We start from the raw sequence: 14,577 nt of genomic DNA on the forward strand, positions 1-14,577 counted from the left end.
CGGGGACGTGCGCCGGGGGCGACGCTCCGCGCGACGCTGACTCGGCCACGCTTCTTTGCTAGGGTCCCGCCTACACCTTGACATCGGCGGCCGCCCGCGGCCGTTCGGTGGCGGCGGGGTGACGCGCGAGCGTGCCCCGTCAACCGTTTCTCAGGTTCCCTCCAGCGGACGAGACCGAGCGGTTCCATGCTGCGCACGCGTATCCGGGCAGGTCCCCTCGCCGGCTTCGTCTTGAGCGTCCTCTTCTCGGCGCTCTTCGCCGTGATCAGCGTGGGCGAGCTCTTCATCCCCTCGCTGAGCCCCGAGATGGGCAAGCCTGCGCCCGTGACGCTGCGGGTCCCGTACGGGCCTCGCATCGTGCGCGACTCGCACGACGGGGGCTTCTCGCTCTCGTACGAGCACCGGCGCGTCATCGTGCCGCGCGGCACGGTGCTGTCGGAGCGCAACGAGGATCACGACGCCGCGATGGCGTACGAGACGGTGCGGCGCATGCGGCGGCCCGGGCTCGGCGCGCGCGTCGCGAGCACGTACGTCATCTACCTGATCGTCTGCCTGATGCTGACGGTCTACCTGCGCCGGTTCGGACAGAACCGGGTGCGGCTGCTCCGCACGCAGGTGGGCATGTTCGTCCTGATGACGGGCTCGTTCCTCGTCGCGAAGCTCCTCCTGCTCTTCACGGCGCTGCCCGAGTTCTGGATACCGGTCGCGGCGCTCCCGCTCTGGGTCGCGATCGCGTTCGATCGGCGGACGGCGTTCCTCGTCGAGGTGGGCGTCGCGTTCATCGCCGCGTCGCTGCTCCGGTTCGACGTCGTCCTCCTGTCGGTGCTGCTCGTGCGCGGCATCGCGGCGACGATGTTCTTCTTCAAGCGCAAGGGCTCGCGGCAGCTCCTCATCGCGGGGAGCCTCGCGGGCCTCGCCGGGGCGATCGGGTTCATCGCGCTCACCGTGCTGTTCGAGGGCAGCTTCGACCTCGGCGCGGATCTGAAGCGCTGGCTCGGGTCCAACGTGCTGGCCTGCATCGGCGGCGGGCTGCTCGTCGGCCTGCTCGGGCGGAGCCTCCGGGAGCCGGCCGAGCGCGCGATGGGGCACGTGCCCCGCGACAAGCTGCTCGACCTCACCGATCTGGAGCAGCCGCTGCTCAAGAAGATGGCGGCGGAGGCGCCGGGGAGCTGGGAGCACGCGCGCGCGATGGCGAACCTCGCCGAGGCGTCGGCCGCGGCGATCGGCGCCGACGCCCTGCTGACGCGCGTGGGCGCCTACTACCACGACCTCGGCAAGACGGTTCAGCCGAAGTACTTCATCGAGAACCTCGGGCCCGGCGAGCGATCGCCGCACGAGGATCTCGAGCCGGAGGTGAGCGCCGACGCCATCATGGCGCACGTGGTGATGGGCACGAAGATCCTGCGCGAGGGCAACATCCCCGAGCCGGTGGTCGAGTTCGCGTACACGCACCACGGCACGCAGGTGGTCGAGTACTTCTGGCACAAGTGCGTCGAGCAGGGGAACCCGAAGGAGCTGACGCAGGAGCACTTCCGCTATCCGGGCATGAAGCCGCAGACGAAGGAGACGGCGATCCTGATGCTCGTCGACTCGATCGAGGCGGCGTCGCGCACCATCTGGCCTCCCGAGCACAAGAAGTTCGAGGAGATGATCCAGCGCGTGATGTTCTCGAAGCTCGCGTCTGGCCAGCTCGATCAGTCGGGGCTGACGATCGAGGACCTGCGCATCATGACGAGCCGGATGGCCTCGACGCTGGTCAACATGTACCATGGGCGCATCAAGTACCCGTGGCAGCGCGAGAGCGATCGCGCCGGGCACACCCCGCCGCCGCCCACGGCCACGCCGCACCCCGTGCGCCCCGCGACGCCCACGCCCGTGCCGCCGTCGGGCGCGACGGCGCGGGACGGGACCGCCGCGGCGGCGCCCGCGTCGACCGCGCGGGGCTCGGCAGCGGCGCCCGCGTCGACCGCGCGGGGCGCGGCAGCGGCGCCCGCGTCGACCGCGCGGGGCTCGGCAGCGGCGCCCGCGTCGACCGCGCGGGGCGCGGCCGCGGCGGCGCCCGCGGGCAGCGATGACGGCGAGGGGGGCGCGAAGGAAGAGGGCCCAGCGGAGTCCGTGCGGGCGCCGAAGAAGACGCACTGAGCAGGCCGGGCGCGCCGCGCGCTCCTCCGCGGCGCAGCGGCCTGCCCCTGAAAGGACGGTCCGATGCCGCCGACGATCGAGCAGAGCTTCATGAAGGCCCTCTTCCACGGCATCATCGCCGAGGACATCATCTTCCCGTACCCCGAAATGCCCGCGGAGGATCGGGAGACGACGTCGATGATGCTGGACAGCGTGCGGCGGTTCTTCGCCGCGAGCGTCGACAGCACCAGGATCGATCGGGAGCACACCATCGATCCGGGCCTGATCGACGAGATGAAGGGGCTCGGCCTGATGGGCCTGCAGATCTCGGCCGATCACGGCGGGGTCAACCTCAGCAACATGGCGTACGCGCGCGTGATGCAGGAGGTCGGCGGGCTCGACGCGTCCATCGCCGTGACCCTCGGCGCGCACCAGTCGATCGGGTTCAAGGCGATCCAGCTCTTCGGGACGGAGGACCAGAAGCAGCGCTACCTCCCGAAGCTCGCGACCGGCGAGTGGATGGCGGCCTTCGCGCTCACGGAGCCGGGCGCCGGCTCCGACGCCGCGGCGATCAGGACGCGCGCCGAGGTGTCGGCCGACGGCTCGCACTACACGCTGAACGGGTCGAAGATCTGGATCACGAACGGCGGCTTCGCCGACGTGTTCACGGTGTTCGCCCGGACGTCCGCGCTCGAGGAGGGGAGCAAGCCGAAGCTCACCGCCTTCATCGTCGAGCGGGGCATGGGCGTGAAGAGCGGTCCGAACGAGCACAAGCTCGGGATCCGGGGCTCATCGACGACGGAGCTCTTCTTCGAGGACGTGAAGGTGCCGCGCGAGAACGTGCTCGGCGAGGTCGGCAAGGGGTTCAAGGTCGCCGTCGAGGTGCTCAACAACGGGCGGCTCGGTCTCTCGGCCGGGTGCGTGGGCGCGTGCAACACGCTGATCCGGCTGGCGCTCGACCGGGTGCAGGAGCGGCGCGCGTTCGGCCGGAGCATCGGCGATTTCGGGCTCATCAAGGACAAGATCGCGACGATGCTGGCGCACACGTACGCGCTCGAGTCCATCACGTACCTGACGGCGAGCCTCGTCGATGCCAAGGTCCCTGATTTCTCGATCGAGAGCGCGATCTGCAAGGTCATGGGGAGCGAGACCCTGTGGTTCGTGGTCAACGAGACGCTCCAGATCGCGGCCGGCATCGGCTACATGCAGGACTTCCCCTACGAGCGGCACCTGCGCGACGCCCGGATCAACATGATCTTCGAGGGGACGAACGAGATCCTGCGCTGCTTCATGGCGCTCTCCGGCATGAGCGGCCCGGGCAGGGAGCTCGCGGACGTGGCGAAGGCGATGCGGGAGCCCATCAAGGGCTTCGGGCTGCTCAGCGACTTCGCGCTGCGCAAGGCGCGGTCGGTGCTCGGGCGCGAGCGGATGTCGAAGGCGCACCCGCTGCTCAGCCGGGAGGCGGTGCTCTTCGAGGAGTACACGGCCGAGCTCGCCGCCCGGAGCCAGGACATGCTCCGGAAGCACGGGCGGGAGATCGCCGAGATGCAGTACGCGCAGCGCCGCATCGCGGAGATGGCCATCGACCTCTACTGTATGGCCGCGTGCATCGCACGCACGACCCGGGCCATCGAGCGGCGCGGCGAGGACGGGGCGCGGCGGGAGATCGATCTCACGACCGTGTTCATCGGCATGGCGCAGAAGCGGCTCAGGCAGCATGTGTCGGACTTTCAGAAGAACGACGACGAGCTGCGCAAGGCGATCGCGGTGCGTGCCTATGCGGATCGCGCCTACCCGTTCGACATCCTGTAATCGCAGCTCGCCTCACCTCGGCTGACACCGAGGGAACCACACGATACGGCGCTCCATGTAGATCCATCGCAGGAACTACACGATACAGCGCTCCATGTAGATCCATCGCATCACGCTCATCGAGCGTATCCGCGCTCTGTTTCAGGACGTTTTCGGCGCACGGCAGGGACGGATTGCGATATCATCTGATGGGGAGTAACGTTGGCGTAGGCCCTTCGACAGAAATCGGGTGATCACTTGTCCCAGGCTTGGGCATCGGGTGGCAGGTGCGGAGCCATGCAGGAGACTGAAGGTCGGGCCGTCATGGATAAATACCGCCTCGAGCGCAGGCTCGGGGGCGGCGGCATGGGCGACCTGTGGCTGGGCTTCGACATCAAGCTCAGGCGGCGGGTGGTCATCAAGTTCATCCGGAGCTTCGCGGCGACGGAGCCGGAGCTCATTGCCCGCTTCGAGCGCGAGGCCCGCGCGTCCGCGCGCGTCCGGAGCCCCTACGTCATCGAGACCTACGATTACGGCGTCGATCGCGGCTGCGCGTTCATCGTGATGGAGTACCTCGAGGGGGAGGACATGAATCGCCGCCTCGATCGCGAGCAGAAGCTCCCGCTCGCGCAGGCCGCGACCCTGTTCACGCAGCTCGGCAAGGCCCTCGACGCGGTGCACGCCGCGGGAGTCATCCACCGGGATCTGAAGCCGGGGAACATCTTCATCACGTCCTCGGGCGGCGATGAGCTGGTGAAGGTGCTCGATTTCGGCGTCGCCAAGTCGTCCTGCTCGCGCGACAGGATCACGAAGACAGGCATGGTGCTCGGGACGCCGAGGTACATGAGCCCCGAGCAGACCATGGCGCCCAAGCAGGTCGATTACCGGAGCGATCTCTGGTCCATGGCGGTGATCCTGTACCGCGCGATCACCGGCCAGTGCCCGTTCGGCGGCGCCACCATCAACGAGCTGGTCCGGCACATCTGTCAGACCTCGTTCCCCAGGGCGTCCGGGCTCTCGCCGGAGCTCCCGCCCAGCATCGACGCGTTCTTCACGCGGGCGTTCCAGTTCGATCCCGGCGCGCGGTTCCAGTCGGGCAAGGAGATGATGGAGGCGTTCGCCGCGATCGTTCAGCAGGCGCCGGCCTCGCTGCGGTCTCCCGAGCCGCCGCGCGCGATCCCCGCCCCGCCGCCGTCCGAGCGGAGCGCGATCATGAAGCGGCGCGCGCTGGGCGTGCCCGCGGTCGCGCCGCGCTATGGGATGGATGAGACCACCATGGCCGCCATGCAGGCGACGCCGGCGAACGATCTCGGCGGCGCGCCGCAGACGGCCGCCCCCCCCGAGCCCGCCGACGACGACCAGCCGAGCGAGGTCGTGCTGGACAGCCGCGTCCTGCCGCCGCTCCGGGTCCCCTGGCTGGTTGCGATCGCGCTGCTCCTCGCGGCCGCCTCGGTCGTTTGCCACAGCATGGCGCAGGGCGCGGACTGGTCGCTGGGGGCCGCGGAGAGCCCGACATCGATGAGCCTGTGATCGACGGGCGCCGCGCCGCCCTCGCGGCGGGCGCGGCCCCCTCGCGGCGGCCGCCTCCCCGGCCGTCGGGCGCGTGGCGGCACCGCGGCGCTGATCGGGCGGAGACTACCGCGCCTCGGAGGTGGGCGCCTCGTTGATGCCGGCGATCCACCTGAGCTTCGGCGCGCCCTCGTCGATCCAGCGGTCGCGCACCCGACGCGCGAGCTCCGGGTGCTGGCTCGCCTTCACGGCCAGCACGGACACGAGGCATGTGCCCGGCCAGGACTCGTAGGCCGCGATCGCGCCCGCGTACTCGTCGCTCGCGAACACCGATTCGACGCTGCCCTGGAGCACCTTGAACACGAGCGGCCGCACCTCGCCGTCGATCTCCTGCGTCGTCCGGATGAGCTGCGCCTCCCCGAGCCGCACGCCGTAACCGTCGGCGAGCGGCGCGTTCTTCGCCCAGAACTCGTCGAGGCAGCTATCGGGATCGCTCGGCCCCGAGGTGCTCGTGTAGAGGACCGTCAGGGCGGCGTAGTGCTCGTCGCCGTACCGGAAGGTCGCGCGCGTCGGGTGGCTCCAGATCCGCACCCTGCGCCAGCTCTGCCAGTCGACAAGGGGCACGTCGAGCGTGTTGAACCGGTCCCGGCGCCGCCCCCAGGGCTCCTTGAGCAGCCGCTCGAGCGCGGCCCGCTCCGGGTCGGCCGCGTCGCCCCCCGGGTTCTCGCGGGTGACCGAGGCCGGCGTCGGCGGCAAACCGGGCGCCCTCGGCGGCGGACCGCCGCTGCTGCACGCGGTGAGCGCGAGGGAGGCGAGCAGAGGGACCGCCGACGCGGTCCCCCCGCGGAGGAAAGAGCGCGCGATCGGCCTGGAGCAGGGCATGGGCAACACGAGCCTCGGCTGGCGGTTCTCGGACGGCAGCCCCGCGAGCGGTTCCCGCGGCGCCGCTACAGTCGGACCTCGCGCATCGCAATTTTATTCTTGTCGAAGACGCCCAGCCCGAGCTCGCCCGCGATGCGGATGTACGACGGCTCGCGGCTCGCCTCCTTCAGCGTGGGCAGCCCGTTCTCCTTGCGCCACCCCTCGACCACGCCCCAGCCGATCACGTCCATCGCGACCGGATCGGTCGTGGCGTAGACCGACTCGTGGAGGACGCGCCGCTTCGGGTTCTTGTCGAGCGGGCCCTGGTCGTAGATGAGCTTGAAGCCGTCCGTGATGTGCAGGCGCACGCGGCTCTTCACGACGTCCTGCGCGTAGAGCTCGGCGATCTGCGGGCTCGCGGTGTGCTCGTGGAACGAGTGCGGGTTGATCGTCGCGCCGTGGGTGATGTTCTTGAGGCACCCGGTGTAGCCGCAGATCGAGTGATCCTTGATCAGCGAGACGTTGATCACCGCGGTCGCCTCGGTGAAGGGGCGGACGAACTTGGTGGGGATGCCGCAGACCGTGATGCTCGGCATCACCGCGTCCTTGTTCTCGTGCACCGCGGCGCGGATCCCGGCCGGGAAGTCGGCGGCGGGCTTCGCGGTGCGGTCGGCGCAGCGCGTGCCGGCGAGGAACGACGGGTACTGCTCGAAGATCATGACGTTCTCCGCGGGCACGCCCGCCGCGATCACGCCGCGCACGATCTCGAGCACGAGCTCCTTGTTGGTGGCCATGGTCGCGCCCTTCTGGCCGGCGATGCCGTTGGCCTTGATCGCCACGCGATCGTCCTTGTGGACGAACCGCCCGAAGGCGGCGCCGAGGTCGGCCTTCCCGGTGAGCTCGGCCATGACCCGCTCGAGCATCAGCTTCGCCGCGGACGCGTCGGGCCAGAGGCCGTTCGGCTGCAGCGAGTTCGCCTTCGTGACCTTCACGATCTTCCCCGGGATGGAGAGCGGCGTGAAGCCGGGGGGCGGCTTGGCCGCGAGGCTCGGGACCGCCTCGGCGAACGCCGAGCTCGGGCCGAGGAGCGCGGCGCCCGCGGCGCCGGCGGCGAGCCCGCCCAGGAAGGCTCGGCGCGAGCGCCCCGCGGGGCCGGGATCAACGAAGCGACGGGGATCGTGGGGCATGAGACCTCGTGGTGAGCGCCGTGGGGCGGGGTGAATGCCGCCGGGTCGCCGGGCGCCCGGAGCGCTGATGGTAGCCGAGCTTCTCGCTCGAGACACGGCGACCGGACGCCCGGGGGCGGCGAGCTCGTCGTCGCTCCCGCGTCCGCCATGGCGGCGCCGCTCCCGGGCGCGCCGGGTCCCCGCGATCGGCTCGGGTTTTCAAGGGCGCGCGCGGCCGGCATGCCCCTCGCTTGGCGCCCGGGCCGACGAGACGAACGCCGCGCGCGGGTGCGCGGAGGGCGACGTCCTTTGCACGTTGAGGAGGCGCGGCACGATGGAAGAGACATCGAAGCGGAAGGGCTCGCTCGCCGGTCGGGCGGAGGCAGGGCAGGCCGTGGAAGCGCGGCGTTCATGGCGGAAAAGGGCGCTGGCAGCGCTGCAGGAGTCGGCGTGGACCGCGCTGGGCGGCAAGGTGGTGGCGTACGGCGCGGGGTTCTTCGCGCTGGCGCTCGTGGGCTCCGGGCACGCGCTGAGCCTGCTGCCGGCCCGGCGCGCCGCAGATCCGGCGGCCGGGCTGGCGATGGTCGCCAGCGGGCCGGCGCCGATCGGCGCCGCCGGCGCCGCCGGGAGCGCGCCGCCCCACGCCACGGCCGATCCAGCGGACGCAGGGGCAGCAGCGGAGGCGCCGCCGGGCGACGGCGGGGCGGGCGCTCCGGCGGGCGGCGGCGTGACAGCGGACGGCAAGGTCGTGCTGAACCTGGCGACAGAGGCGGACCTCATGCGCCTCCCCGGCGTGGGGCCGGCCAAGGCGGCGGCGATCCTGGCGCTCCGCGCCAGGATGAAGCGCTTCCGGAAGGTCGACGACCTGCTCCGGGTCAAGGGGCTCGGCCGGCGGTCGCTGAAGCGGCTGAGGCCGCTCGTGCTCGTCGATCCGCCGTGATCCCGCCGTGACGTCGCGCGCCGCGCCCCTCGTCGCGGGATGCTCGCTGTCTCGATCTCGCGACATGCAAGCTCGCGGCGTCGCGCAGATACGGTGTTTGCGGAACACCGATGCGTGTGCGGCAGGGCGCGACGCCTCAGTCGATCGAGGGTTGTTGGAGCTCCTCTCCCGATCTCGGCTCACCGCTCCATCGGGGTCCGCAGCGGCCGTCTGCTCGCGGCGCGCCGCGCCGTGACGACGGGAGCCGCGCGCCGTCGCCAGCGATCTACCGCGCCGAGCCCCCTTGCCCTCCGAGGGCGCTCGGGCACACTGCGCCGCGATGCACGTCCACTTCGTCGCCGTCGCGGGCACCGGCATGGGTGCGCTGGCGGGGCTCTTCAAGGCCGCGGGGCACGAGGTCTCGGGCTCCGACGTCTCCTTCTATCCGCCCATGGGGCCGGCCCTCGAGCGCTGGGGCATCCGCCTCATGACCGGGTTCGATCCCGCGCACCTCGACCCGCGCCCCGATCTCGTCGTGATCGGCAACGTCTGCCGCCCGACGAACCCCGAGGCCCGCGCCGCCATCGAGGGCGGCATGCGGGTGACCACCATGGCCCACGCGCTCGCCGACCACATGCTCGCCGGCCGCTCCCCGCTCGTCGTGGCGGGTACGCACGGCAAGACGACGACGAGCTCGATGTGCGCGTGGCTCCTGCACGAGGCAGGCAGGGATCCAGGCTTCCTCATCGGCGGCCTGCCGAAGAACTTCGAGGCGAGCTTCCGGCTGCCCCAGAGCGCCGCCCCGGCGGGCGACCGCCGCGGCCTCCCGCTCGTCAACGAGGCGGGCGCGGGTCGCCGCAGGACGCCGTTCGTCGTCGAGGGCGACGAGTACGACACCGCCTTCTTCGAAAAAACACCGAAGTTCTGGCACTACCGGCCCGAGGTGGGCGTCGTGACCTCGATGGAGCACGACCACATCGACATCTACCCTGACGCCGCGTCCTACGAGGCGGCGTTCCGCGGGTTCGTCGAGCGGATCCCGGAGACGGGGCTCCTCGTGGCGGCGGCGCACGATCCGCGGGTCGTCGAGGTGGTGTCGCGGTCGGCGCGCGCCGAGGTCGCCTGGTTCGCCCTCGAGGGCGACGACACGCACGGAAAGCCGCCGCACTGGCTCGCTGCCCCCGCGGAGGCCGGCCCGAGCGGCCAGTCGTTCGACCTGTACGCCGGCGGCGTCATGGCCGGGCGCTTCGCCCTGCAGATGCCGGGGCACCACAACGTGCGCAACGCGATCGCCGCGGTCGCGGCCGCGGCGCACGGCTTCGGCGTGCCGCTCTCGACGGCGACCGCCGCGCTCGCGAGCTTCGAGGGCGTGCGGCGCCGGCAAGATCTCCTGTTCGAGGCGCGCGGGGTGCGCGTCTACGACGACTTCGCGCACCACCCGACCGCCGTGGACGAGACGCTGCGCGCGCTCCGCGCCCGGCACCCGGAAGGCGCGCTGTGGGCGGTGTTCGAGCCGCGCAGCGCGACCGCGTGCCGCGCCCTCCACCAGGATCCCTACGCGCGCGCCTTCGGCGCGGCCGATCGCGTCGTGCTCGCGCCGCTCGGCCGGCCGGACATCGCCGCGGGCGAGCGGCTCGACCTCGACCGGCTGGTGCGCGACCTCGGGCAGGCGGGCAAGCGCGCGGAGGCGGCGGCCTCGGTCGACGCGATCGTCGCGTCGATCGCGCGCGACGCGCAGGAAGGCGACACGGTGGCGCTGCTGTCGAACGGGGCGTTCGGCGGGATCTACGAGAAGCTCCGCGGCGCGCTGTCGGCGAGGGCGCGATGAGCGGGCGCGGGCCAGCGGAGCTGCTCGAGCTCACCGGGATCGCGCTGCGCGTCGCCGAGGAGGCAGCCACGCTCGTGCAGGCTGGGTTCCGCGCGTGCCCGCGCGTGGAGGAGAAGGGGCCGCACGACCTCGTGACCGAGTTCGACCGGGCGAGCGAGGAGCTGCTCATCGCGCGGCTCGGCGCGCTCACGCCGGGCATCGCCGTCGTCGGCGAGGAGCAGAGCGCCTCACGCCCGACGTCGTCCCGCGGCGGGCTCGTCTGGTACGTCGATCCGATCGACGGCACCACGAACTTCGTCCACGGGCATCCGTTCTGGTGCGTCTCCGTCGGCCTCATGGACGACGACACGCCCGTCGCGGGCGCCGTTGTCGCGCCGGTGCTCGGGATCCGCTGGACGGGCTACATGCCCCGCGATCCGCGGCCGCCCGGCGATGGGCCGGAGCCGGCGGCCGCCGGCGAGGCGCGCCGCAACGGCGAGCGCTGCGCGGTGAGCGCCACGGCGTCGCTGCAGCGCGCGATGGTCGCGACCGGCTTCCCGCCGGTGCGCGATCGGGCTCCGGACAACAACTTCGACGCCTTCATCACGGTGAAGCGAAACGCCCAGGCCGTGCGGCGCTGCGGCAGCGCGGCCATCGATCTCTGCATGGTCGCCGACGGGACGTACGACGCCTACTGGGAGCGCCGGCTGCACGCCTGGGACATCGCCGCCGGGAGCGCGATCGTGCGCGGCGCCGGCGGGGTCATCACCGGGCTCGACGGCCGAGCGCCGGACTACCACACAGGAAACATCGTGGCGTCCAACGGGATCGTCCACGCCCCCATCGTCGCGCTCTTCTCCGACACAGGCTCGCCCGCACGCTAGGCGTGGCGTCATGCCAGTTCCGGATCGTCCCGACGGGAGAGGACCGACCCTGCATGAACGCGAGACGCGATCAAGACCAAGGGCGAGACGGCGAGCGAGATCAAGCGCAAACTGTGGCTGACGACGCGGTGACGACTGACGACGCGATGACGACGCGCCAGCCACGCGCCAATCACGAGCCAGCCAGACGCGAGATGAGCGACGTCGCGGCGAAGAGCGGTTGACTGAGCCAGCGAGAGAACTATCCTATGGTCGTTCCCTCTGCCGACTTCGTGAGGCGCTGGACGATTGAATCCCGAGTAAGCGAGAACCAGGGAGCCAACAACGATACCGTGGTGAGCTAGGCCCGGAACCATTCACCGGGAAGCCTGAAGCGGTACTTAGGCTCCCACCTAGCAGCTATGCTAGGGGTTCAAGTCCTTCTGCCCACGTCCTCGGCGGTACGGAACATCTCTCCCCTGCGGGCCGTTCATGCGGCCCGCAGTTTTTTTGTCCCCGGGAGCTCAGCCCAGCGGCTGCCGCACCGCGGCGTCGTCTGCTCGCGGCCGCCCGCCTGGGCATGACGCAGCCCCGCGCGGGGTGGAACGCTTGCGCGGCGCGCAGCTCAGAGCGCAGGCGGCACCGTCGCGCGGATCGACGCAGGGCGGCGCATCAGGCAGCACCGTCACGCGGAGGGGCGCAGCGCGGTGCATCAGGCAGCACCGTCGCGCCGATCGGCGCAGCGCGCCGCGCAGCCGGCGCCGCCGCGGCGTTGTCGCGAGGGCGCCGCGGGCGGCATCGCCACGCGGGCCGGCGCAGCGCGGCGCGCGCGGCGTCTGCGCCCGGACGGCGGCCCGGCTTTTGTTTCCGTTCTCATTCCCCTTCCGGTAGCTTCGGGCCTGCGATGGATACGAGATCCCCTCGATCTTCAGGAGCGCAACACGACGAGCAGCGCCCGCTCGCCGGCGCAGCGCGGCTCGGGCCGTCAAACCACATCACGCGCCGCGTCCACGGCCGCTCGCGCTTCATCCGGCGCCTGGCCCTGACGCTCGCGATCCTCGCGGTGCCCGGGGCGGCCCTCGCCGCGGTGACGATCAAGGGCAGGACCACGGGCGCGCCCAAGCTCCTGAACCCGGTCTGGAACGAGGCCAAGGATCCGAAGGCGAACCGGTACACGTTCCGCGAGCCGTCCCCGACCGTCCGCGCCGATGTTCGCACGCTGGTCGGCTACGCCCCGAAGGAGCTTTGCATCGCCGCGCTCGCCGAGAAGGGCGCGCCGCTCAAGACGCCGCGCTCCATCGTCATCGCCGGCGGCCGCACCACGCCGGTGACCCTCGTCGTCGCCGAGGGCCAGCAGCTCCAGTTCGAGAACCACGATCCGTTCCCGCACAAGCTCTACGACGTCGGCAACAAGGGGCTCCAGCCGGTCGAGGTCGCCGCCGCCAAGACCCGCGCCTGGACGCCGCCGGGGCCGGGCAAGTACGAGATCCGCGATCAGCTCGCCCCGAGCATCCGGTCGTGGATCGTCGTCGAGCCGAGGACCGTGGCCATCGCGTACCCGGACCGCCAGGGCAGCTTCACGATGGAGCTCGAGGACGGCAAGTACACGCTGCAGGGCTACTTCAACGGCGAGCCGGTCGGAAAACCCCTCGAGGTCGTCGCGAAGCCGACCCCGGACGAGCAGTTCATCAAGGAGGCGCTCGTCGTGGGCGAGAGCGGCGGACCGAGCGCGGAGGCTCAAAAGTAGGCCATGCTGCTGTCGCGTTTCTGGTACGGGGTGCTCGCGCTCGCGCTCGGCGCCGCGGTCTTCATCCTCTTCGTCGCCGCGCAGCTCTACAACCGCTCGGGCCACCGCGCGATGAGCGAGGCGCTCAGCGCCGACTCCAGCGCGGTCGAGTGGTTCCTCAACGACGACGCCCGGAAGCGCTCCAGCGCCCTCATCCGGGTGGCGCTGAACCCCGCCCTGCGGAGCGCGCTCGCCAAGTCGTCGACCGAGGCCAAGCCCGGCCCCGACCTCCGCGAGAAGGCCCGCGGCGCGCTGCGCAGCGCGACCGAGGAGGTCCCCGCCGACCTCAAATTCGATCACGTGTGGGCCGTCGACGCGAGCGGCCGGGTGATCGCGTCGGTGGGCTTCGAGCACCGCGAGGACTGGGAGCTCGGCGGCTACCCGGTCGTCGCCGACGCCCTCCACGGCTGGATCCGCGACGACGCCTGGGTCTGGAAGGGCCGCATCCTGCGCGTCGTGGCGCGCCCCGTCGAGCAGGACGGCAACGGCGAGCCGGTCGGGGCGGTGATCGGCGCCAAGATCATCGACGACACCTTCGCCCGCGCGGTGACGAAGCGCACCGGCGCCGCCGTCGGCTTCTACGCCGAGGGGTCGCGCGTCGCTTCCGGCGCGCCCGAGGGGTTCGACAAGGCGAACCTCGATCAGATCACGCAGGATCTGAAGCTGCTCGACGACAACAAGGACTACGTCGAGAAGGGGCGCTCGGAGGTCCGCGTCATCGGCCAGCACCTCGGCGTGGTCTACGCGCGGCTGCCCGGCGAGGCGTGGGAGCTCGGCGCCGGCTACGCGGTCGGCCGCCTCGCGGCGTCGGTCGAGTCGCCGTTCAACTTCCTCGACAAGGCGAACAACGAGGACAAGGGCAAGGTGCCCACGGTGCTGATCCTCGCCGCCGTCCTCGGCCTGGCCGCGATCGGGCTGGTGTTCTCGTTCCTGGAGCACACGCGGCCGCTCCAGGTCTTCCGCAACGAGGCGGCGCGCTTCGCCAAGGGCGACGTCGACGTGCTGGCGCCGAGCCGGTTCCGTGGCGCCTACCGGAAGATCGCGGCCGACATCAACGACGGTGTCGAGAAGGTGGCCGCGAAGGGCGGCGCGCCGCGGAAGGCCGCCGACCTCGAGCAGGTGCTCGGCCCGATCCCGGCGCAGCCCGCGATGAGCGCGTTCTCGGTGCCGCTCGGCCCCGGCGACGCGCGCCCCGAGTCGCGCCCGTCGTACCCGAAGCCGATGGTGAGCCCGCGCGGCCCGACGCGGCGACCCGGCTCGCACCCGCTCAGCGGGCCGCCGCCGGCGCGCGAGTCGGAGGACCCGGTCGAGGCGATCGAGGAGGTCTCCGATGCGGCGATCGCGCTCTCCGCCGGCAGCCCCTCGGCCGCTCCCGGGCGCCCGCCGCCGCGGCGCCCGCCGCCGCCGCCGCCGCCGAGGGCGCCAGGCGCGCCCGTCCCGGCGAACGCGCTCCCCGACGCGGCGAGCGCGATCCCCGACGCGACGAGCGCGCCGGCCGCGCGGCAGGACGGCGCGGGGGACCCGGACGAGCTCACCGAGTGGAACGCTGTCTACGAGGAGTTCCTGTCGGTCAAGCAGCAGTGCGGGGAACCCACGAACGCCCTCACCTTCGAGAAGTTCAAGGGGACGCTGCAGCGCAACAAGGACGCGCTGGTCGCCCGCCACAACTGCTCGCGGGTGCGCTTCACGGTCTACGTGAAGGACGGCAAGGCGGCGCTCAAGGCGTCGCCGGTGAAGTGAGCCGCCGGGGCGGC

Annotated in this window: 10 protein-coding genes and 1 other RNA gene; 9 read left to right on the forward strand and 2 right to left on the reverse strand. The window is 71.7% G+C overall.

The features are described 5' to 3' along the window. The first annotated feature begins 186 nt into the window (after positions 1 to 186). The 3 genes from WME96_RS39550 (at position 187) to WME96_RS39560 (ending at position 5,442) form a co-directional block, all read left to right on the forward strand. On the forward strand, positions 187 to 2,142 hold the full coding sequence (locus WME96_RS39550) for an HDIG domain-containing metalloprotein (RefSeq protein ID WP_437286734.1): 1,956 nt from the start codon (positions 187 to 189) through the stop codon (positions 2,140 to 2,142). Between the two features lie 63 nt (positions 2,143 to 2,205). Continuing rightward, positions 2,206 to 3,933: an acyl-CoA dehydrogenase family protein gene (locus WME96_RS39555; protein ID WP_437286735.1), complete on the forward strand. Its 1,728-nt coding sequence runs from the start codon at positions 2,206 to 2,208 to the stop codon at positions 3,931 to 3,933. Positions 3,934 to 4,209: 276 nt separating this feature from the next. Then, on the forward strand, positions 4,210 to 5,442 hold the full coding sequence (locus tag WME96_RS39560) for a serine/threonine-protein kinase (protein ID WP_437286736.1): 1,233 nt from the start codon (positions 4,210 to 4,212) through the stop codon (positions 5,440 to 5,442). Positions 5,443 to 5,547: 105 nt separating this feature from the next. Here WME96_RS39560 and WME96_RS39565 read toward each other — a convergent pair whose 3' ends face one another. Both WME96_RS39565 and WME96_RS39570 read right to left on the reverse strand, forming a co-directional pair. Beyond that, positions 5,548 to 6,303: a hypothetical protein gene (locus WME96_RS39565; protein ID WP_437286737.1), complete on the reverse strand. Its 756-nt coding sequence runs from the start codon at positions 6,301 to 6,303 to the stop codon at positions 5,548 to 5,550. Between the two features lie 65 nt (positions 6,304 to 6,368). Continuing rightward, positions 6,369 to 7,469 carry a DUF362 domain-containing protein gene (locus WME96_RS39570; protein ID WP_437286738.1) on the reverse strand — a complete coding sequence of 367 codons (1,101 nt, stop codon included), beginning with the start codon at positions 7,467 to 7,469 and terminating at the stop codon, positions 6,369 to 6,371. A gap of 313 nt (positions 7,470 to 7,782) precedes the next feature. On the opposite strand from WME96_RS39570, the gene WME96_RS39575 reads away from it, so the two are divergent. From WME96_RS39575 to WME96_RS39600, 6 genes are all read left to right on the forward strand, one after another. After that, positions 7,783 to 8,388 carry a ComEA family DNA-binding protein gene (locus WME96_RS39575; protein ID WP_437286739.1) on the forward strand — a complete coding sequence of 202 codons (606 nt, stop codon included), beginning with the start codon at positions 7,783 to 7,785 and terminating at the stop codon, positions 8,386 to 8,388. Positions 8,389 to 8,707: 319 nt separating this feature from the next. Beyond that, positions 8,708 to 10,195: a UDP-N-acetylmuramate--L-alanine ligase gene (locus tag WME96_RS39580; protein ID WP_437286740.1), complete on the forward strand. Its 1,488-nt coding sequence runs from the start codon at positions 8,708 to 8,710 to the stop codon at positions 10,193 to 10,195. Next, positions 10,192 to 11,058 (forward strand): inositol monophosphatase family protein, encoded by an 867-nt coding sequence (locus tag WME96_RS39585; RefSeq protein ID WP_437286741.1) that lies wholly within the window; start codon positions 10,192 to 10,194, stop codon positions 11,056 to 11,058. Before WME96_RS39580 ends, WME96_RS39585 begins: the two co-directional genes overlap by 4 nt. A gap of 255 nt (positions 11,059 to 11,313) precedes the next feature. After that, a non-coding RNA gene (ssrS, locus tag WME96_RS39590) (6S RNA) lies at positions 11,314 to 11,506 on the forward strand. Between the two features lie 435 nt (positions 11,507 to 11,941). Next, on the forward strand, positions 11,942 to 12,784 hold the full coding sequence (locus tag WME96_RS39595) for a hypothetical protein (protein ID WP_437286742.1): 843 nt from the start codon (positions 11,942 to 11,944) through the stop codon (positions 12,782 to 12,784). 3 nt (positions 12,785 to 12,787) lie between these two features. Continuing rightward, the gene (locus WME96_RS39600) at positions 12,788 to 14,563 is read left to right on the forward strand and encodes an MXAN_5187 family protein (protein WP_437286743.1); all 1,776 of its coding nucleotides are present in this window, start codon (positions 12,788 to 12,790) and stop codon (positions 14,561 to 14,563) included. The last annotated feature ends 14 nt before the right edge of the window (positions 14,564 to 14,577 follow it).

This window comes from Sorangium sp. So ce406, assembly GCF_051474675.1.
Lineage (GTDB): Bacteria > Myxococcota_A > Polyangia > Polyangiales > Polyangiaceae > Sorangium > Sorangium cellulosum_G.